Origin of the sequence: Streptomyces netropsis (assembly GCF_014203545.1) — a bacterium.
Lineage (GTDB): Bacteria > Actinomycetota > Actinomycetes > Streptomycetales > Streptomycetaceae > Streptomyces > Streptomyces netropsis.
The window spans coordinates 1-20,799 of record NZ_JACHJG010000030.1 but is presented as its reverse complement, the minus strand read 5'-3'; the positions used below and the strand labels follow the sequence as shown (position 1 = coordinate 20,799).

Below are 20,799 nucleotides of genomic sequence, written 5' to 3'. Positions count from 1 at the left end.
CGCCACCTCAACCCCGACACCGCAACCACCCTCGCCACCCTCCCCACCCCCCAGATCAGCTTCAACTACCTCGGACGCTTCGAACTCGCCGACGAGAAGAGCGGTGCGAAGACCACGACCTCGTGGGCTCCCGCACCGGAGGCCGACAGCGGTGTGAGCGGCGGCAGTGACCGTGACATGCGGCTCAGGTACGCGTTCCTGCTGACCTCCGCGGCGGTGGACGGCCCGGACGGCCCTGCGCTGACGGCCGACTGGTCCTGGCCGCAGGACCTGTTCCACGAGGACGACGTACGGGATCTGGCACAGACCTGGTTCCGCGCACTCGAAGCCATCGTCACCCACGCCGAAGGACCCGGCGCCGGCGGCCACACCCCCTCCGACCTGTCCCTCGGAGGCCTGTCACAGGACGAAATCGACGAGTTCGAAGACGAACTCGGGCTCTGAGCAGAGATCACGACATGACGAAGGACAAGGAATACGCGATGAAGAAGTCAGGGCTCGAGGACGTCCTCCCGCTGTCGCCGATGCAGCAGGGCCTGCTGTTCCACTCGATGTACGACGAGGAGGGTGGCTCCGACGTCTACACCATCCAGCTCAACTTCGCGATCGAGGGCGAGCTGGAGATCGCGGCTCTTCGGGACGCTGCCGCCGGTGTGCTCCGTCGGCACGCCAATCTGAGGGCGGGTTTCCGGTCCCGCAAGACCGGTGAGCCGGTTCAGGTGATCCCCCGCGAGGTGGAGCTGCCATGGACCGATGTGGACCTCAGCGGTCTGCCCGAGGCGGAACGCGAGCGGGAGCTGGCGCGGCTGGTCGCCGAGGACCGTGCCCGCCGCTTCGACCTGGCCCGGCCCCCGCTCATCCGGTTCACCCTCGTCACCGTGGGATCGGACCGCTATCAGTTCCTGGTGACCCATCACCACATCCTGCTCGACGGCTGGTCCTTCTCCCGCGTGCTGGGTGAGCTGTTCGAGCTGTACGGCTCGAAGGGGGACGACTCGGGCCTGCCCCGGGTGACCCCCTACCGCGAGTACCTCGCCTGGCTGGGCCGGCAGGACCGGGCTGCTGCCGAGGCCGCCTGGCGACTGTCGCTGGGAGGGCTGGACGAGCCCTCCCTCATCGCCGCCTCCGAGCAGTCGGCGTCGGACAACGGCCGCAGGAAGCACACCGTGTCGCTGTCCGCGCAGCAGACGGCGGCGCTCGGCCAGGCCGCCCGACAGGCCGGCGTGACCGTCAACACCGTTGTCCAGGCGGCTTGGGCGACCGTGCTGGGGCAGCTCACGGGGCGGGACGACGTGGTGTTCGGCGCCACGGTCTCGGGCCGCCCCGCGGACATCCCGGGCATCGAGTCCATGGTCGGCCTGTTCATCAACACCCTGCCCGTCCGCGTCCGGATCGACCCGGCGGAGACCTTGAGCAGTCTGCTCACCCGGATCCAGGACGAGCAGTCCGAGCTCATGCAGCACCAGCACCTGGGCCTGAACGAGGTGCAACGGCTGAGTGGCCACAGTGAACTCTTCGACACCATCGTCGTCTTCGAGAACTTCCCGGTCGACGAGGCGAGTCTGCAGAAGTCCTCGGGTGCCCTCGGCATCGTGGCGAGTGAGATCCAGGACGACACCCACTACCCGCTCACCATCGCCGTGCTCGTCGGCGAGACCATGGAACTTCAGCTGGCCTACCAGCCGGAGGTCCTCGGTCCGGAGCTGGCGGAGTCCGTGGCGGATGCTCTCGTGCGTCTGCTGACCACGGTGTCGGACGATGTCGAGCGTCCCGTCGGTCTCCGGCAGTTGGTCTCGCCGGAGCAGGCCGCGGGCCTGCTGGCCGGGAGCCTGGGTGCCGACGTGCCGGTGCCGCGCGAAGAGATGCTGCATGACGTCCTGGAATGGCATGCCGCGCGCACCCCGGACGAGATCGCCTTGGTGTGTGGCACGGAACGGCTGTCGTTCGCCGAGCTCAACAACCGTGCCAACAGGATCGCCCGGCTGCTCGTCCAGCAGGGGGCCGGCCCGGAGCGGCTCGTCGCCCTCGCGCTTCCCCGCTCGGCGGACCTGGTCGTGGCTCTGTTCGCGGCCATCAAGTCCGGCGCCGGGTATCTGCCGCTGGACCCGGAGTACCCGGCCGACCGGATGGCCTTCCTCTTCGAGGACGCCTCTCCCGCGTGTGTGATCACCCTGACCGACATCGCGAACGGCCTTCCGGATTCCGTCGCCGACGTTCCGCGCGTCCTCCTCGACGACCCCGAGGTCGAGCGGCGGCTGGCCGGCCTGCCCCACGGGAATCTGGCCCAGACCGAGCGCCTTGCCCCGGTGACGGCCGACAACCTCGCCTACGTGATCTACACGTCGGGCTCGACGGGCAGGCCCAAGGGCGTCATGGTCGCGCACCACGGCGCCATGAACCTCTTCCACAGCCTCAAGGCGGACCTCTTCCGGCGAGGGACGCAAGCTGTCGGCGGGCGGCGCCTGAAGGCCTCGCTCACCAGCACGTTCACCTTCGACGCGTCGGTGGACGGCATGATGTGGATGCTGGACGGCCACGAGCTGCACGTCATCAGTGACGAGGTGCGGCGCGACCCCGAGCAGATGATCCGCTATGTACGGGAGGAGCGGCTGGACTTCGTCTACTTCACCCCCATCTACATGGAGCAGCTGCTCGCCGCCGGGCTGATGCGGACGTCCGGACACCGGCCGCACATGTTGCAGTGCGGTGCCGAAGCGATGAGCGACGCGCTGTGGCAGGAATTCCGCTCCCTGCCCGACCTCATCGGGCACAACTACTACGGGCCCACCGAGACCACCGTGGTCGCGCTGTGCTGCCCGGTCGAGCAGAGCCCGAAGCCTTCGATCGGCCGGCCGTTGGGGAACGTCCGGGCGTATGTCCTGGACTCGCAGCTGCGGCTGCTGCCGCCCGGTGTGTCGGGCGAGCTCTACATCGCCGGGCCGTACGTGACCCGCGGCTATCTGGGGCGGCCGGCGCTGACGTCGGAGCGGTTCGTGTCGGATCCGTTCGGCGGGCCGGGCGAGCGGATGTACCGCACGGGCGACGTGGTGCGCAGGAACGCGGAGGGCCTGGTCGAATACCTGGGGCGGGCGGACGACCAGGTGAAGATCCGGGGCTTCCGTATCGAGCTGGGTGAGATCGGCGCGGTGCTGACCGATCACGAGTCGGTCGCGCACGGCGTGGTCGTCGTGCGTGAGGACCAGCCCGGCAACAAGCGCCTGGTCGCCTACGTCGTCGCGGCCTCGGGCGCGGTCGCGGACGCCGACGTGCTGCGTGACCATGTGGCGGGTCTGTTGCCGGAGTACATGGTGCCGGCGGCGTTCGTGGTCCTCGACGCGCTGCCCGCGACCGCCAACGGGAAGCTGGACCGCAAGGCCCTGCCCGCTCCCGACTTCAACCACGCGGTGTCCGGACGGGGTCCGCGCGATCCGCGTGAGGAGGCTCTGTGCACGCTGTTCGCGGAGGTCCTCGGGCTGGAGCAGGTCGGCGTCGACGACAGTTTCTTCGAACTGGGCGGCGACAGCATCGTGTCCATCCAGCTCGTCAGCCGCGCCCGCCGCGCCGGGCTGCTGTTCACGCCGCGTGATGTTTTCAAGCAGCGGACCGTCGAGGCCCTCGCCGCGATCGCTCAGGACGTCAACGACACGAAGCCCGACCGGGCGACCCCGGACGCCGGCGTCGGCGCGGTGCCGCTCACGCCGATCATCCACCATCTGCGGGAGACCGGCGGTCCTGTGGACGGGTTCAACCAGGCCATGGTGGTGCAGGTTCCGGGCGACTACGACCTCGGGACGCTGACGAAGGCGCTACAGGCCGTGCTGGACCACCATGACGCGCTGCGGTTGCGGCTGTCCCGGCCCGAGGGCGGCGCCTGGGCCCTGGAGATCACGCCCCGGGGCTCCGTCCGCGCGGAGGACCTCGTGCACCGGGTGGACGCGGCCACGGCACCGCTGGGCGAAACGGCTCAGGCGGCCCAGGAGCGGCTGTCCCCGGGCGCCGGTGTGACGCTCCAGGCGGTGTGGTTCGACGCCGGCCCGGACACGCCCGGACGTCTGGTGCTCATGGCACACCACCTCGTCGTGGACGGGGTCTCGTGGCGGATCCTGCTCCCGGATCTCGCGGCGGCGTACGACGCGGTCGCCGCCGGACGGGAGCCGGACCTGGAACCGGTGGGCACCTCCTTCCGGGCCTGGGCCCAGGGTCTGGTGGAGGCCGCGTCCTCGGAGGCCCGTGTCGCCGAACTGGACGTCTGGACGTCCATGCTCCAGGTCGAGGACCCCAGGCTCGGCTCCCGTCCGCTGGACCCGGGCCGCGATGTGGTGGCGACGTCCGGAGGCCTGTCCGTCTCGCTGCCCGCGGATGTCACGGGTGCGCTGCTGGCCCAGGTGCCCGCGGTGTTCCACGCGGGTGTCAACGACATCCTCCTCACCGGCTTCGCGCTCGCCGTGAGCGACTGGAAGCGACGCCGGGGCCTCGGTGGATCCGGAGCCCTGATCGATCTCGAGGGCCACGGCCGCGAAGAGCTCGTACCCGGCGCCGACATCTCCCGCACCGTCGGCTGGTTCACCAGCATGTTCCCCGTCAACCTCGACCCCGGGGTGAGCGAGCACGACTGGCCCGACATCTGGGCCGGCGGCCCCGCCCTCGGCAACGCCGTCAAGACCATCAAGGAACAGCTCCGCGCCCTGCCCGACAACGGCGCCGGCTACGGCCTGCTGCGCCACCTGAACGAGGAGACGGCAGCCACGCTCGCCGCCCTCCCCACCCCCCAGATCAGCTTCAACTACCTCGGACGGCTCGGTGGTTCCACCTCCGAGGAGGACGGCGGAACCGAGGACGACCTCGGTGGTGGCGCCGACCCGCGGATGCCGCTGACCCACGTGCTGGGGCTCAACTCGATAGCCCGGGAGACCCCCGAGGGGCCGTCCCTGGTCGCCACCTGGGCGTGGCCGCTCGAGCTGTTCAGCGAGGACGAGGTGCGGGACCTGGCGGAGAGCTGGTTCCGTGCGCTGCGGGCGATCGTCGCCCACGCCGAAGGGCCCGGCGCCGGCGGTCACACCCCCTCCGACCTCTCCCTGGTCAGGCTGGCGCAGCGCGACATCGACGCGCTGGAGACCCGGCAGCCGCAGTTGGCGGACGTGCTGCCGCTCGCCCCGCTGCAGGAGGGCCTGCTGTTCCACGCGTTGTACGACCAGCAGGGATACGACGTCTACACCGTTCAGTTCACCTTTGACATCGAGGGCGACCTGGACAGCGCGGCATTGCGGGCGGCCGCGGGCAACCTGCTGAAGCGCCACGCCAACCTGCGAGCCGGGTTCCAGATCCTGGACACCGGCGATGCCGTGCAGGTGATTCCGTCCGAGGTGACGGTGCCCTGGGCCGAACTGGATCTGAGCGGCCTGCCCCGGTCCCGTCGCGAGGCCGAGGTGGCCCGCGTGCTGGACGAGGACCGCAACCGTCGCTTCGATCTGGCGGCTCCCCCGCTGATGCGGTTCATGCTGATCACGCTCGGAGCGGGCCGGTACGTCTTCACCGTCACCAACCACCACATCCTCATGGACGGGTGGTCGTTCGGAGCCCTGCTGGGCGAGCTGTTCGACATGTACAACCGCAAGGGTGACGCCTCCGGCCTGCCGCGGGTGACGCCCTACCGTGACTATCTGGCCTGGCTGTCCCGGCAGGACCGGACCGCCGCCAAGGCCGCCTGGGCCAAGGCGCTCGACGGTCTCGAGGAGCCGACACTGCTGGCACCGGTGGATCCCACGCGGAAGCCGGTGGTCCCGGAACGGGTCTCGAAGGAGCTGCCCGCGGAGTTCGCCGCGGCGCTGCGCGAGACGGCCCGTGCGCACGGTGTCACGCTGAACACGCTCATGGGGCTGGCATGGGCCGTCACGCTGGGTCAGCTGACGGGCCGGGACGACGTGGTGTTCGGAACGACGGTCTCCGGCCGTCCCGCGGACATCCCGGGCATCGAGTCCATGGTCGGCCTGTTCATCAACACCCTGCCCGTCCGCGTCCGGATCGACCCGGCGGAGACCGTGGGCAGTCTGCTCACCCGGCTTCAGGACGAGCAGTCCGAGCTCATGCCGCACCAGCACGTGGGCCTCACCGACATCCGGGAGGCGACGGGGCTGGGAGACCTGTTCGACACGCTGCTGGTGTACGAGAACTACCCGGTCGACAACGACGCGCTCGCGCAGTCGGTCGGTGATCTCTCCGTGATGAGCACCGAGCCGCTCGATGCCACCCATTACCCGATCGGCGTCCTGGTGATCCCGCTCGGTGAACGGCTGCACGTACGCGCCGACTACCGCGCCGACGTCTTCGGTCCCGAGGCGGCCGAGCGGATCGTCGCGCGCTTCCTGCGGGTGGCGCAGGCGCTGACGGACCCGTCGCGGGTGATCGGTGAGCTGGAGCCCCTCTCCGAGGAGGAGCGCCGGCAGCAGCTGTTCGAGTGGAACGACACGGCGCACGAGGTGCCCGGGGCGACGCTGCCCGAGCTGTTCGAGGCCCAGGCCGCGGCGACACCGGACGCCGAGGCCGTGGTGAGCGGCGACAGCCGTCTGACGTACGCGGAGTTGAACGAGCGGGCGAACCGGCTGGCCCGTCGGCTGCTCACCCGTGGTGTCGGCCCGGAGAGCTACGTGGGCGTGGTCCTCTCCCGCACCGTGGAGCTGCCGGTCGCGCTGCTCGCGGTGGCCAAGACGGGTGCGGCCTACCTGCCGGTCGACCCGGACTACCCCGCCGACCGCATCGCGTACATCTTCTCGAACACCCAGCCCGTCTGTATGCTCGCCGACTCCGACACGGCGCCGAAGCTGCCCGTGGACGCCTCCTCGCTGGTGGTCGTCGACGACGCAGCGGTCCGGGACGCGGTCGCGACCCTGCCGGGCACGGACCTGACCGACGAGGACCGGACGGCGCCCATCTCGCCGGCCCACCCCGTGTACGTCATCTACACATCGGGGTCGACCGGCCGCCCCAAGGGCGTGGTCGTCGAGCACCGGTCGCTGAACCTCTACCTCGCGTGGACCCGCGCCCGCTTCCCGGCGGTTTCCGGCCGGGCCCTGGTCCACTCCCCCGTCTCCTTCGACCTGACCGTCACCGGTCTGCTCGGCACCCTCACCGCGGGCGGCTGCGTCCACCTGACCGAGCTGGACGAGGACGCCGCCCGGGAGGACTTCGAGCAGCCCGGCTTCGTCAAGGCGACGCCCGCCCACCTCGGCCTGCTCATGGCGCTGCCGGAGCGGTTCTCCCCCTCCGGAGAGCTCGTGCTGGGCGGCGAGGCCCTGCTGGGCGAGGTGCTGGACGAATGGCGGCGTCACCACCCCGGCGTCACCGTCATCAACGAATACGGCCCCACCGAGGCCACCGTCGGCTGCACCGAGTACCGCGTCGAGCCCGGTGACAGCGCCCCCGCGGGTGCCGTCCCCATGGGACGTCCGATCTGGAACACCCAGCTGTACGTCCTGGACGCCCGGCTCCGCCCCGTCCCCGTGGGCGTCGGGGGTGAGCTCTACATCGGCGGCGACCTCCTGGCCCGTGGCTATCTGGGCCGCCCCGACCTCACCGCGGGCCGTTTCGTCGCCAACCCCTTCGGTGGCGCGGGCGGGCGCATGTACCGCACGGGTGACATCGTCAAGTGGCGTGCCGACGGGCAGTTGGAGTTCGTCAGCCGCGTCGACGACCAGGTGAAGGTGCGGGGCTTCCGCATCGAACTGGGCGAGATCGAGGCCGCCGCGGCCTCGCACCCGGCCGTCGGCCAGGTGCTGGTCGTGGTCCGCGAGGACCGGCCGGGCGACAAGCGCATCGTGGCCTATGTGATCCCGGCCGAGGAGGGCGGCGGCCCGGACCCGGCCGAGCTCCGGGGCCACCTGGCCGCCACGCTGCCGGACTACATGGTGCCGTCCGCGTACGTGGTGCTGGAGTCCTTCCCGCTGACTCCCAACGGCAAGCTGGACCGCAAGGCGCTGCCCGCGCCCGACTTCAGCGGGCAGGTTTCCTCGCGGGGACCGCGCACCGCGCGGGAGGAGACCCTCTGCGCCCTGTTCGCCGACATCCTGGGTCTGGAACGCATCGGCATCGACGACAGTTTCTTCGAGCTCGGCGGTCACTCGCTCCTGGCGACCCGTCTGGTCAGCCGCATCCGCTCCGCCTTCGAGATCGAGCTGGGGGTGCGCGCGGTCTTCGAGGAGCCCACGGTCGCCGGCCTCGCCGGCCGGCTGGACTCGGCGGGCGTCTCGCGTCAGGCCTTGGGCGTCATGGAACGGCCGGAGGCCATCCCGCTGTCGTTCGCCCAGCGACGCCTGTGGTTCCTGAACCGTTTCGAGGGGCCGAACGCGACGTACAACATCCCGCTGTGCACCCGGCTGCTGGGAACGCTGGACCTGGCCGCTCTGCAAGCGGCACTGGGCGATGTGGTGGCCCGGCACGAGAGCCTGCGCACGGTGTTCCCCGACGTCGAGAACCGTCCCCGCCAGCAGGTCCTGCCCGTGGAGCGGACCGTCCCGCGGCTCGTGGTCACCGATGTCACCGCCGACGACCTCGACCAGGAGGTGAGCGCGGCGGCGCAGCAGGGCTTCGACCTCGCCCACGACATCCCGTTGCGGGCGCATGTGTTCCGGGTCGCCGCCGATGACCACGTACTGCTGATCGTGATGCATCACATCGCGAGCGACGGCTGGTCGCTGACCCCGCTGTCGCGGGACCTGTCGTCGGCCTATGCGGCACGTTGCGCGGGCACGGCCCCGGAGTGGGAGCCGCTGCCGGTGCAGTACGCCGACTACACGCTGTGGCAGCGCGCGGTGCTGGGTGACGAGAGCGACCCGGGCAGTGCGATGGCCGGGCAGCTGGCCTTCTGGCGCGAGGCGCTGTCCGGCGTCCCGGAGGAGCTGCCGCTGCCGATGGACCGGCCGCGTCCCGCGGTGACGGACTATCGCGGTGGTACGGCTCCGCTGCGGATCCCGCCCCACGTCCATCAGCAGGTGGCGGACCTGTCGCGCGCCTGTGGGGCGAGCGTGTTCATGGTGGTGCAGGCTGCCGTCGCCGCCCTGCTGGGCAAGCTCGGTGCCGGTACGGACATCCCGATCGGCACGGTGATCGCCGGGCGGACCGATGAGGCCCTCGACGAGCTGGTCGGGTTCTTCATCAACACCCTGGTCCTGCGCACCGACCTCTCCGGCAACCCGACCTTCCGCGAACTGGTGGAGCGGGTCAAGGAGACCGACCTGGCCGCGTACGCCAACCAGGACGTGCCGTTCGAGCGTCTGGTGGAGGAGATCAACCCGGTCCGTTCCATGGCCCGGCACCCGTTGTTCCAGGTCATGCTGGCCTTCCAGAACAACTCGACGGAGCGCACGGACATCCCCGGCGCCCGGATGCTCCCGCACCCGGTGGGGCTGGACGTCGCGAAGTTCGACCTGTCCTTCGACCTCGGCGAGCGGTTCGCTCCCGACGGGTCCCCGGCGGGCATCGAGGGCGCCGTCCAATTCGCCACCGGTCTCTTCGACCTGTCCACGGTCGAGACGCTGGCGGCGCGGCTCGAGCAGCTGCTCGACGCGGTGACCGCCGAACCCGGGCGGGCAATCACCGACGTCGACGTGCTCAGCGAGCGGGAGCGGCAGCGGGTCCTCGACGAGTGGAACGACACCGAGCGGGCCGTCGAGCCGGTCACCTTGCCCGGGCTCTTCGAGGCCCAGGTGGCGCTCACACCGGCGGCGACCGCCGTGGAATCCGCCGGTCTGTCCCTCGGCTACGCGGAACTCAACGCCCGCGCCAATCAGCTGGCGCACGCCCTGATCGGGCGGGGTGTGGGCCCCGAGCAGGTGGTGGCCCTCGCGCTGCCGCGCTCGGTGGACATCGCCGTCGCCCAGCTGGCCGTGGTCAAGGCCGGTGCCGCGTTCCTCCCGGTGGACCCGGACTATCCGGCCGACCGCATCAGCTACATCCTCGACGACTCCGCGCCCGCGCTGCTGGTGACGGACTCCGAGCACGCCGCCCGGCTGCCCCGGCACAGCGTGCCGCAGGTCCTGCTCGACACCGTCGACCTGTCCGCACAGCGGCGGGACAACCCGGGTGTCCCGCTGTCCCTGGCTCACCCGGCCTACGTCATCTACACCTCCGGTTCCACCGGCCGGCCCAAGGGCGTCGTGGTCACGCACCACGGTCTGGCGAGCTTCGCCGCGGTGGAGGTGGAACGCTTCGATGTGACCGCGGACAGCCGGGTGCTGCAGTACGCGTCGCCCAGCTTCGACGCCTCGGTGCTGGAGCTGTGCATGACGTACGCGGCGGGCGCCACGCTCGTGGTGCCGCCGCCGGGGCCGCTGGCCGGTGAGGTGCTGGCCGAGGTCCTTCTCGAGCGCGGGGTGACGCACGCGCTGATCCCGCCCGCGGCGCTGGCGTCGGTGCGGTCCGGTGACTTCCCCGCCTTCCGTTCCCTGGTGGTCGGTGGTGACGCGACGTCGGCGGAGCTGGTCGACCGCTGGGCCCCGGGCCGCCGGATGGTCAACGCCTACGGTCCGACCGAGTCGACCGTCGCCGCGACCATCAGCGACCCGCTCGCGGCGGGCACGGGGACGCCGACCATCGGCCGCCCCGTGCACAACACCCGGGTGTACGTCCTGGATTCGGGGTTGCGTCCGGTCCCGGCCGGTGTCGCGGGCGAGCTGTACGTCACCGGCGCCGGGCTGGCCCGTGGGTATCTGGGCCGGGCGGCCCTCACCTCGGAGCGATTCGTCGCCTGCCCCTTCGGCGGCCCGGGCGAGCGCATGTACCGCACCGGTGACATCGTCCGCTGGACCACCGACGGTCAGCTCTCCTACCTGGGGCGTGCGGACAACCAGGTGAAGGTCCGTGGCTTCCGTATCGAGCTGGGCGAGATCGAGTCCGCTCTGGTCGCCCATGACCAGGTCGCCCAGGTCGCGGTGGTCATCCGCGAGGAGAAGCCGGGTGAGCCCGCGCTCGTCGCGTACGTCGTACCGGAGGCCGGGGCCCAGGCGGGCCAGGCGGAGCTGCGCCGGCACGTGGCGGCCTCGCTGCCCTCCTACATGGTGCCGTCCGCCTTCGTCCGGCTCGACGCCCTTCCGGTGACGCCCAACGGCAAGCTGGACCGCAAGGCGCTGCCCGCCCCGGACCTCGGGGAGCTGGCGGGGTCCCGCGGGCCGCGCACTCCGCAGGAGGAGATGCTCTGCGGCCTGTTCGCGGAGGTGCTCGGCCTGGAGCGGGTCGGCATCGACGGCAACTTCTTCGAGCTGGGCGGCGACAGCATCGTCTCCCTCCAGCTCATCAGCCGGATCCGCTCGGTCCTCGGCATCAAGGTCAGCAACCGTGCCGTCTTCGAGACGCCGACGGTCGCGGAACTCGTCGAGAGCCTCGGTACGGACTCCGGGCGGGACGGCTTCGAGGTGCTGCTGCCGCTGCGCTCCGGCGGGGACAAGCCGCCGCTGTTCACCTTCCACGCCACCGGCGGACTCGCCTGGGGCTACGGCGAGTTCCTGAAGCAGATCCGGTCCGAGTACCCCGTCTACGGGCTCCAGGCCCGCGGCTTCAAGCCGGGTGAGCCGCTCGCCGAGAACATGGCGGCGATGGCCGCGGACTACGTCGAGCAGATGCGTTCGGTCCAGCCGCACGGTCCGTACCACCTGCTGGGCTGGTCGTTGGGGGCGCTGACCGCACAGGAGGTCGCCACCCAGCTCCAGGAGCAGGGTGAGGAGATCGGCCTGTTGGTCAACCTCGACCAGGGGCCCTTCGAGGAGTCCTTGGGCGACGGCCGTCCGGAGTACACCGAGCAGATCGTCTTCCGGGCCCTGCTCCAGGTCGCCGGGCTCGACGTGGATTCCATCGGGGACGACGTCGTGCTCGAGTACACCCAGGTCATGGAGATGGTGAGCAGCCGGGACAGTGCGCTCGGAAACCTCGAGCCCCATCACATCGACGCGTTCGCCAAGGTCATGGAGAACAACTACCGGATCGTGTCGGACCACCGGCCCAAGGAGCTCAAGGGCGACATGATGGTCGTCGTGTCGCTGTACCAGCACGGCGACGAGGCGGTGCCCCGCATGGTCGACCGCTGGCGCCCGCACGTCACGGGCAGGATCGAGACGCATCCGGTGACCGCGTCGCACCACGACCTGATGTCGCCCGGGACCGCTTCGGAGATCGGCCGCCTGGTCTACGACAAGCTCAGGTCTCTCGACTGACCCCCCGGGGGCCTGTCCGCCCGCCGAGGCGGACAGGCCCCCGGCTTCCGTGACAGCTTGCTGCCTCTTCTCTTGTGACGGCCCGCGGGCCGCCCTTTGGATGGGCGGGAGTGCACGAATCGATCAGCCACCGCTGGACGGGGCGCATACCGGACCGTTCCGAGGATGCCCAAAGCGCGTGATCAGTCATCAACTTGGGAGTGAAGGCATGGAAACAGCGATCTCTGCGGAGGGGCTCCGCAAGAGGTACGCGGAGCATGACGTGCTGGCCGGCATCGACCTGACCGTGGCGACGGGTGAGGTACTGGGCCTGCTCGGCCCGAACGGCGCGGGCAAGACCACCATCGTCCGCATCCTCGCCACGCTGCTGCCGTTCGACAGCGGCAAGGTCACGATCGCCGGCTTCGATCTCTCCAAGGACAAGCGCGAGATCCGCCGGCGCATCGGCCTGACCGGGCAGTACGCGGCTGTCGACGCCATCCTCACCGGGCGGGAGAACCTCCGGCTGATCGGTGTGCTCCTCGGGCTGGGTCGGCGCAAGGCGCACATCCGTGCCGACGAGCTGCTGGAGCAGTTCGACCTGACGGCTGCCGCGGACCGCCCGGCCAAGTCCTACTCCGGTGGTATGCGGCGCCGACTCGACCTCGCCGCCAGTCTGGTCACCACGCCTACGGTCCTCTTCCTCGACGAGCCGACCACCGGCCTGGACGTGACCAGCAGGATGCTGCTGTGGCGCATGGTCCGGGAGCAGGTGGCGAACGGCGTGTCCGTGCTGCTGACCACGCAGTATCTGGAAGAGGCCGACCAGTTGGCGGACCGGATCGTGGTCCTCGACAAGGGCGGGCTCATCGCCGAGGGCACCCCGGAGGAGCTGAAGCGCAAGGTCGGCGGCGAGCGCCTGGAGGTGTCCGTGGCCACGGAGGCGGAACTGCCCGCCGTGGTCCGGGCCGTCGGCAGCGCGTCGGCCGAGGCTCCGTCGGTGGACGAGAAGGCGAAGCTCGTCTCGATTCCGCTGGTCGGCGGCATGAACACACTCGCCTCGATCACCGCCGAGCTCAAAGCGGCGGCAGTGGAGCCCGTGGACTTCGCCATCCGCCGCTCCTCCATGGACGACGTCTTCCTGGCACTCACCGGCCAGACGGTGTCGGCCGAGGGCGACACGGCGGCGGACCGCCGGACCGCCGAGCGGCAGACACCTCAGGGAGAAGCGGCATGACCGAGACCATCACCAACTCCTGCGCACTCATCGGCCGGCACATCCGGCATCTGACGCGCACACCGGAGCAGTTGCTGAGCATCACGCTGATGCCGGTGGTCTTCGTCCTGGTCTTCGGATACCTCTTCGGCAGCGCCATGAAGGTACCGGGCGGCCAGTCGTACCAGGACTACATCATGGCCGGCATCTTCGTCCAGGTGGTGCTGGGCAACATGACCCTCAGCTCGCTGGGCGTCATCAGCGACCTCGACAACGGGCTGATGGACCGCTTCCGTTCACTGCCGATGTCCCGTTCCGCCGTGCTGATCGGTCGGACCACCCATGACCTGATCCTGACGGTCTGGTGCTTCGTCCTGATGTCGGGCATCGGCTACCTGATCGGCTGGCGGGTGCACGAGGGCGTGTGGTCGATGCTCGGCGGCTTCGGACTCATGCTCCTGCTGGGCTTCGCCACCTCGTGGGCCGGTGCGCTGCTGGGTCTCACACTGCGCAGCGCCGAGGCGGTGAACGCCCTCGGCGCGGTCATCGTGATGCCCCTGTCGTTCCTGTCCAACGCCTTCATCCCGCTCGACGGACTGCCCGGCTGGATGCAGGCCATCGCCGAGTGGAATCCGGTGAGTCCCGTCGTCCTGGCGTGCCGGAAGCTGTTCGGCAACGCCACTCCGGATACCGCCGGCCACGCGTTCCCCATGGAGCACCCGATACCCATGGCCGTGATTCTCTCGCTCGCCATGCTGGCGATCGTCGTTCCCCTGACCATCCGCGCCTATGAAAGGGCCGCAACCAAGAAGTGACTCCGCTCCGGCGCGAACCGGGCCGCTCCCACTCGTCGGGAGCGGCCCGGTTCTTTGTTGTCACCCGACGACGGGGAAACCACTGCGCGAAGGGATTGGCGGCAGCTTGCTGCAGAAAGGCTGGAAACAGCCGTCCGGGCCGTACAGAATCCGATTCCGACTCGACCCGACAATCAGATGCGGTGAGTAATGAACAAGAACGTCGGAAGACCTCAGGGGTCTCGGCTGGGCTCACTCACGGGGGTGAGGTTCCCGGCGATATTCCTGGTGTTCCTGAACCATATCCACATCGGAATCGCCTTCTCCTCGCAAAGCGCCTCCAACACCTACTACAAATACTTCGGGTGGATCGGACAGGCCGGGCTGTCGCTCTTCTTCCTCATCAGCGGCTTCCTTCTGGTCTGGACCGCGCGGGAGAACGAGTCGCCGCTGCTCTTCTGGCGGCGGAGAATCATCAGAATCGCCCCCATGCACTGGGTGACCTTCGCCCTGTCCATGGTGATCTTCGCTTCCCCGATCGTCACCGACACGGCGGCCGTCCTCAACTTCCTGATGCTCTCGTCGTGGTCCTCCGACCCGGAGATCTTCGGCAGCATGAACGCGCCGAGCTGGTCCTTGACCCTCCTGATGTTCTTCTACCTCGCATTTCCCGCCCTGCACCGGGGAGTGAAGCGGATTCCCACCAAGTACCTGTGGTGGTGCGCCGCCGCGGTCGTGGCCGTGATCGTGTCGATCACGGTCGTGGTACGGGCCGTGGTCCCGGTCGACCCGCTGATCGTTCCGCAGGCGCCGGCTTCCTCCGTGAAGGCCTTCTACTACATTCAGATCTTCCCGGTCACCCGGATCCTCGAGTTCCTGCTGGGAATCCTGATGGCCCGGATCGTGCTGTCCGGCCAGTGGATCAAGTTTGCCCGTCCCCTGCTTCTCACGGGGCTGCTCGTCATCGGTTTCCTCGTGGCCTACCAACTGCCGCGGGAGTACCGCCTCGTCGCCGCGATGATCATTCCGGTGGCGCTCTTCGTCGCGGGGCTCGGCGCCGCGGACATCGAGGGCCGGAAGTCCATCCTCGCGAGCCGTCCCCTCCAGTGGCTGGGAGACATCAGCTTCGCCTTCTTCCTCATCCACTGGCCGGTGATCATGTTCTTCCTCGATGTCTTCGGGGAGACGCGCACGAACTCCGTCCCGGAGTTCATCGGGCTCGCGGCGCTCGACTTCTCGGTGAGCATCGTCCTTGCCTGGTTGCTCACCATCGGCCTGGAGCGCCCGCTCGTCCGTCTGCTGTCGAAGCCGCGCGGCCGGAAGAAGAACGACGACCGGCCGGAGACTACCGACTCCACAGTGAGCTCCCCCTCGGTGGACTCGCCCCCGGTCGGTTCCTCCGCGTCCGCGGCCAACTGAGCTGCCCCGCATCCGCTGTGGGCTTACCGAGCCCCACACGTAGGCAGGACGGCGCACCGGCTACTGAGGCGCCTGTCTGTCGACCATCCGGTCGTCAGGCAGGCGCCTCAGTAGTGTTCGGCCACCCGTTCAGTCCCCCCGGTCAGCCACCCGGTACCGCGCCGGCACACCGGTAGACGAAGGAGCCGGGGCGGTGGCTCGTCGCCACCGCCCCGGCTCCTTCGGGCCCGGGCCTGATCCCCGGGCCGGGGATCAGACCGTCTCCGTCAGAATCCCCACTCCTCCGACAGCAGGTCGAGGTCCTTCTGGCTGAGGTTCACCAGCGGGAGGTCGGAGGGGGTGAACCCGCCGGCGTCGGGCGCTTCCGCGTGGGTGACGAGGGCGCCCAGTGCCCGGAACCAGTTCTCGGCGAGTTCACGGACGTCGTCCTCCGTGAACAGCTCCCGCGGCCAGGACCACGTGGCCATGAGCCGCGGACCGTCGGCCTGGTCCTGCGTGACCGCGTTCAGCTCCAGCGCGTGGCCGAACGGCATGGCCGCGTCGTGCCCGCCTCCGAGATCCACGTCGGAGCGCACGGCCCAGTCCGCCACCTCGCCGCCCTGGGCGCCGTCCGTCATGTCGATGCGGCCCAGGTAGTTGAAGCTCATCTGCGGCGCCGGCAGGGCGGACAGCGCGGCCCCGGCTTCCTCGTTCAGGTAGCGCAGCAGCCCGTAGCCGATGCCGTTGTCCGGTATCGCGCGCAGCTGCTCCTTGACCTCCTTCAGCGCCCGGCCGAGCGCGGGTCCGCCCGACCAGATCTCGGGCCATTCCGCGTCGACGATCCGCGGGTCCAGGCGGACCGGGTACATGCTGGTGAACCAGCCGACCGTGCGGGAGACGTCGAGGCCCTCCGCGATCTCCTCACGCCCGTGCCCTTCCAGGTCGAGCAGGACGGGGGCACCGGCCGACCGGTGCCGGCGCCAGTCGGCGACCGCGAGCGCGAAGCCCGTCAGCAGCACGTCGTTGATGCCCGCGTGGTAGATGGCCGGCAAGCGGGTCAGCAGGGGCTCGGTGAGCTCGACGGGCAGGGTGAGGGTGAGCCGGTGCGTCTCGGCGGCGGTGTCCCGCGCCGGGTCCAGCGCCCTTGCGCCCAAGGGGGGTTCCGGTGCCTCGAGCATGCCGGTCCACAGCGGGAGTTCCGCCAGCCGGCCGGGCGTACGGGCCTCCTCGGCGAGGTACTCCGCCCACCGCCGGAAGGAGGTGCCCACGGATCCCAGGTCCGCCTCGCGCCCCTCGGCCGCCGAGCGGTAGAGCTCGGGGAATTCCGGGACGAGGATGCGCCAGGAGATCCCGTCGACGACGAGGTGATGCACCATCAGCAGCAGCTGGCCCGCCGCTCCGGGGCCCCCGTCGAACCACACGGCCTGCACCATGACCCCGGCCTCCGGGGCCAGCCGCCGCTGGGCGGCGTGCGCCTCGGCGGTGATGTCGGCTCCGGCCGCGTCGACACGGTGGAAGACCCGGGCCGCCTCGACGCTTCCGCGTGGCTGCACCTCCAGGTCCCACGCGCCGCCGTCGGTGCGGCCCAGCCGGGCGCGCAGCATGTCGTGCCGGTCCAGCAGGGCACCGAGCGCGGCCGACAGGGCGTCCGCACGGCACCCGGCAGGCGTCCGCAGCAGCATGGCCTGGTTGAAACCGTCCACCGGGCCGCCGAGTTCGCCCAGCCAGCGCGTGATCGGTGTCAACGGCACCGGTCCGATGCCCGCGTCCGGGTCCTCCTCGGCGGCTCCGGCGACCTCCTCGGCCACCGCCGCGAGGGCGGCGGGAGTCTGGTGCTGGAAGACGTCGCGGGTCTTGAGCAGCAGGCCCGCCCGGTGGGCACGGCTCACCAGCTGGATGGAGATGATGCTGTCGCCGCCGAGCTCGAAGAAGTTGTCGTCGATACCGACCCGCTCCAGCCCCAACAGCTCGGCGACGATCCCGCAGATCGTCTCCTCGCGGGCGTCGCGCGGGCCCCGGTCACCGGCCCGGCTCGCGAAGTCGGGGGCGGGCAGGGCCTTGCGGTCCAGCTTCCCGTTGGCCGTCAGCGGCAGCGCGTCGAGGGTGACGAACGCGGCGGGCACCATGTACTCCGGCAGCGTCGCGGCGACGTGCTCGCGCAACGCGTCGGCCACGACGCCCTCACCGGCGGGGACGACGTACGCGACCAGGCGCTTGGTGCCACGTCCGTCCTCCCGGACGACGACCGCGACCTGGGCGACCGACGCGTGGGCGCCGAGGACGTCCTCGATCTCCGGCAGCTCGATGCGGAAGCCGCGGATCTTCACCTGGGAGTCGACGCGCCCGAGGAACTGGATCCGGCCGTCGGTTGTCCAGCGCGCCAGGTCGCCCGTGCGGTACATCCGCTCCCCGGGGCCGCCGAACGGGTCGGCGACGAACCGCTCGGCGGTCGCGCCGGGGCGGCCCAGATAGCCGCGGGCCAGGCCCGTACCGGCGATGTACAGCTCTCCGGGCACACCCGGCGGCACCAGGCCCAGGGCGGAGTCGAGGAGGTGGATGCGCATGGAGTCCAGCGCCCGGCCGATCGGCACGGACTGCGGGACGTCCGCGTCGGGGCCCATCGGGAAGTACGTGGCGAACGTCGTGGTCTCCGTGGGACCGTAGGCGTCGGCCACGGTCAGCCCGGGGCATGCCTCGCGCACCCGGCGCACCGCGTCCGCCGGTACGACGTCGCCGCCGGTCCACACCTCGCGCAGCCCGTCCAGGCAGCCCGGGTCCTCCTCCGCGAAGAGCCGGAAGAGCGCGGACGTCATGAAGAGCGCGGAGACCCCGTGCCGGGGGATGACCTCCCTCAGCATCGCGGCACTCAGATCGCCGGCCGGGGCGAGCACGGACCGGCCACCGGCCAGGAGCGGCGCCCACAGCTCGTAGGTGGAGGCGTCGAAGGCCTGCGGGGCGTGCATCAGGACGCTCTCGTGCCCCTCGGCGAACCCGCGGTCCGCCGCCAGCGCCACCACGTCGGCGTGCGTGATGACCACGCCCTTCGGCTTGCCCGTCGAACCGGACGTGTACATCACGTACGCGCTGGAGTCGGACGACAGCACGCCGCCGCGCTCGCCGTCGGTCGGGTCCGTGTCCGACAGGCCGGCGAGCCGGGCGTCGAGTCCGGGCTCGTCGAGGACGAGCAGCGTTGCGGTCTCGGGCAGCAGCGGCCGGAGTACGGTCGCGGTGTCGGCGTCGGTGATCAGGAGGCCGGGGCGGGCGTCCTGGAGGATGTGCGTGATGCGCTCGGCCGGGTAGTCCGGATCCACCGGCAGATAACCGGCTCCGGCCTTCACCACGGCGAGCAGGGCGACGACCATCTCCGGGGACCGCGGCAAGGCAAGACCCACCAACTGCTCCGGGCCCACCCCCTGCGCGAGGAGATGCCGGGCCAGCCGGTTCGCGCGGGCGTTCAGCCGCGCGTACGGGACGGACTCGTCGCCCTGGACGACGGCGACCGTGTCGGGGGTACGGGCCACCTGGGCCTCGAACAGCTCCGGCAGCGTCGCAGCGGAGGGCACGTATCCCGTGGGGTTCCACTCGGTCAGGATGCGCTCGCGCTCACCCGGCGCCAGGAGGTCGAACCGCGCCGGCACCAGATCGGGTTCGGCGGCCACCGCCGTCAGCAGTCGCTCCAGTCGCCCGGCGAGCTGCTCGACCGTGACACGGTCGAAGAGGTCGGTGGCGAATTCGAGGCCGCCCTCGATGCCCGCGGGCGCGCCCTCGGCGGAGAAGACCTCACCGAGCTGGAAGGACAGGTCGAACTTCGCGGTGTCGATGTCCACCGGCAGCGGTGCCGCAGACACGTCGCCCAACTCCATCGTGGCCGACGGGGTGTTCTGCATCGACAGCATGATCTGGAAGAGGGGGTGCCGGGCAAGAGAGCGGACGGGGTTGAGGTCGTCGACCAGCCGCTCGAAGGGCACGTCCTGATGGGCGTACGCGGCGAGGTCCGCGTCCCTGACGCGCTCGACGAGCTCACGGAAGGTGGGATTGCCGGTGAGGTCGGTGCGAAGGACGAGGGTGTTGACGAAGAAGCCGACGAGGTCGTCGAGTGCTTCGTCGGTGCGCCCCGCGATGGCACTGCCGATCGGCACGTCCTCCACGCCACCGAGCTTGCCCAGCAAGGCCGCGATCGCGGCCTGCATCACCATGAAGACGGTGGCGTCCGACTCGCGGGCCACGTCCGCCAGGTTCCGGTGCAGCTCGGGGCCGAAGCGGAGCGGCACGGTCTCGCCGTGGTAGCTCATCCGGGCGGGCCGCGGGCGGTCGACGGGGAGCGGCAGCTCCTCCGGCAGGTCGGCGAGCGCCGAGCGCCAGAAGTCGAGTTGAGCGGCGATCGGACTGTCCGGATCGTTCTCGTCGCCGAGCACGTCGCGCTGCCAGAGGGTGTAGTCGGCGTACTGGACCGGCAGCGGCCGCCAGTCGGGGGCCGATCCGGTGCTGCGCGCGGCGTACGCGGTGGACAGGTCCCGGGACAGCGGCGCGTTGGACCAGCCGTCGCTGGCGATGTGGTGGACCACGAGCAGCAGGACGGAGTCGGTCGGGCTCAGCACGAACAGCTGGGCGCGCAAAGGTGGTTCGACCGACAGGTCGTAGTCGGCCGAAGCTGCACGCGAGAGTGCCGTGTCGAGGTCACTCGCGTCGACAGCGGTGACGGTCAGCTCCGGGACGGCCTGCTCGGGGCCGAGGATCAGCTGCCGCGGCTGCCCGTCGGTGTCGGGGAAGACGGTCCGCAGACTCTCGTGCCGGGCCACGACATCGGCCAGCGCCGCACGCAGCGCCCCCTTGTCCACCGCACCGGACAGCCGGAGGGAAAGGCCGGTGTTGTAATTGCCACCGGCGTCCTCCATCCGGTTGATGAACCACAGCCGCTGCTGCGCGGGCGACAGCGGAATGTGCTCCGGCCGCTCCTGCGCGGTCAGCGCCGACCGGGCGCCGGTGGCGTCGGTGAGCCGTGACGCCAGCGCCGAGACGGTGGGCGCCTCGAAGATGGTGCGGACGTCGACCTCTACGTCGAGTTCGGTGCGGATGCGGCTGATGAGTCGGGTGGCGAGGAGGGAGTGGCCGCCGAGGTTGAAGAAGCTGTCGTCGATGCCGATGGTGTCGAGGCCGAGGACGTCGGCGAAGAGGGTGCAGAGGGTTTCTTCGCGTGCGTTGCGGGGGGCACGGC

Annotated in this window: 6 protein-coding genes; 5 read left to right on the top strand and 1 reads right to left on the bottom strand. The window is 70.4% G+C overall.

The window, feature by feature from the left end; genetic code table 11:
* From FHS38_RS34510 to FHS38_RS34490, 5 genes are all read left to right on the top strand, one after another.
* Positions 1 to 444: hypothetical protein (locus tag FHS38_RS34510; protein ID WP_184740510.1), on the top strand; the 444-nt coding region annotated here is incomplete at its 5' end.
* 14 nt (positions 445 to 458) lie between these two features.
* Complete coding sequence (locus FHS38_RS34505) at positions 459 to 12,197, top strand: non-ribosomal peptide synthetase (RefSeq protein ID WP_184740508.1); 11,739 nt, start codon at positions 459 to 461, stop codon at positions 12,195 to 12,197.
* Between the two features lie 208 nt (positions 12,198 to 12,405).
* Positions 12,406 to 13,413 carry an efflux ABC transporter ATPase subunit, DrrA-related gene (locus FHS38_RS34500; RefSeq protein ID WP_184740506.1) on the top strand — a complete coding sequence of 336 codons (1,008 nt, stop codon included), beginning with the start codon at positions 12,406 to 12,408 and terminating at the stop codon, positions 13,411 to 13,413.
* Positions 13,410 to 14,207 carry an ABC transporter permease gene (locus FHS38_RS34495; protein WP_184740504.1) on the top strand — a complete coding sequence of 266 codons (798 nt, stop codon included), beginning with the start codon at positions 13,410 to 13,412 and terminating at the stop codon, positions 14,205 to 14,207. The genes FHS38_RS34500 and FHS38_RS34495 overlap by 4 nt, the downstream gene beginning before the upstream one ends.
* A gap of 189 nt (positions 14,208 to 14,396) precedes the next feature.
* A complete protein-coding gene (locus tag FHS38_RS34490; protein WP_260421098.1) occupies positions 14,397 to 15,605 on the top strand; it encodes an acyltransferase family protein in 1,209 nt (402 codons plus the stop codon).
* Positions 15,606 to 15,871: 266 nt separating this feature from the next.
* Here the strand turns inward: FHS38_RS34490 and FHS38_RS34485 are convergent.
* A partial coding sequence (locus FHS38_RS34485; protein ID WP_184740500.1) for a non-ribosomal peptide synthetase occupies positions 15,872 to 20,799 on the bottom strand: 4,928 nt, incomplete at its 5' end.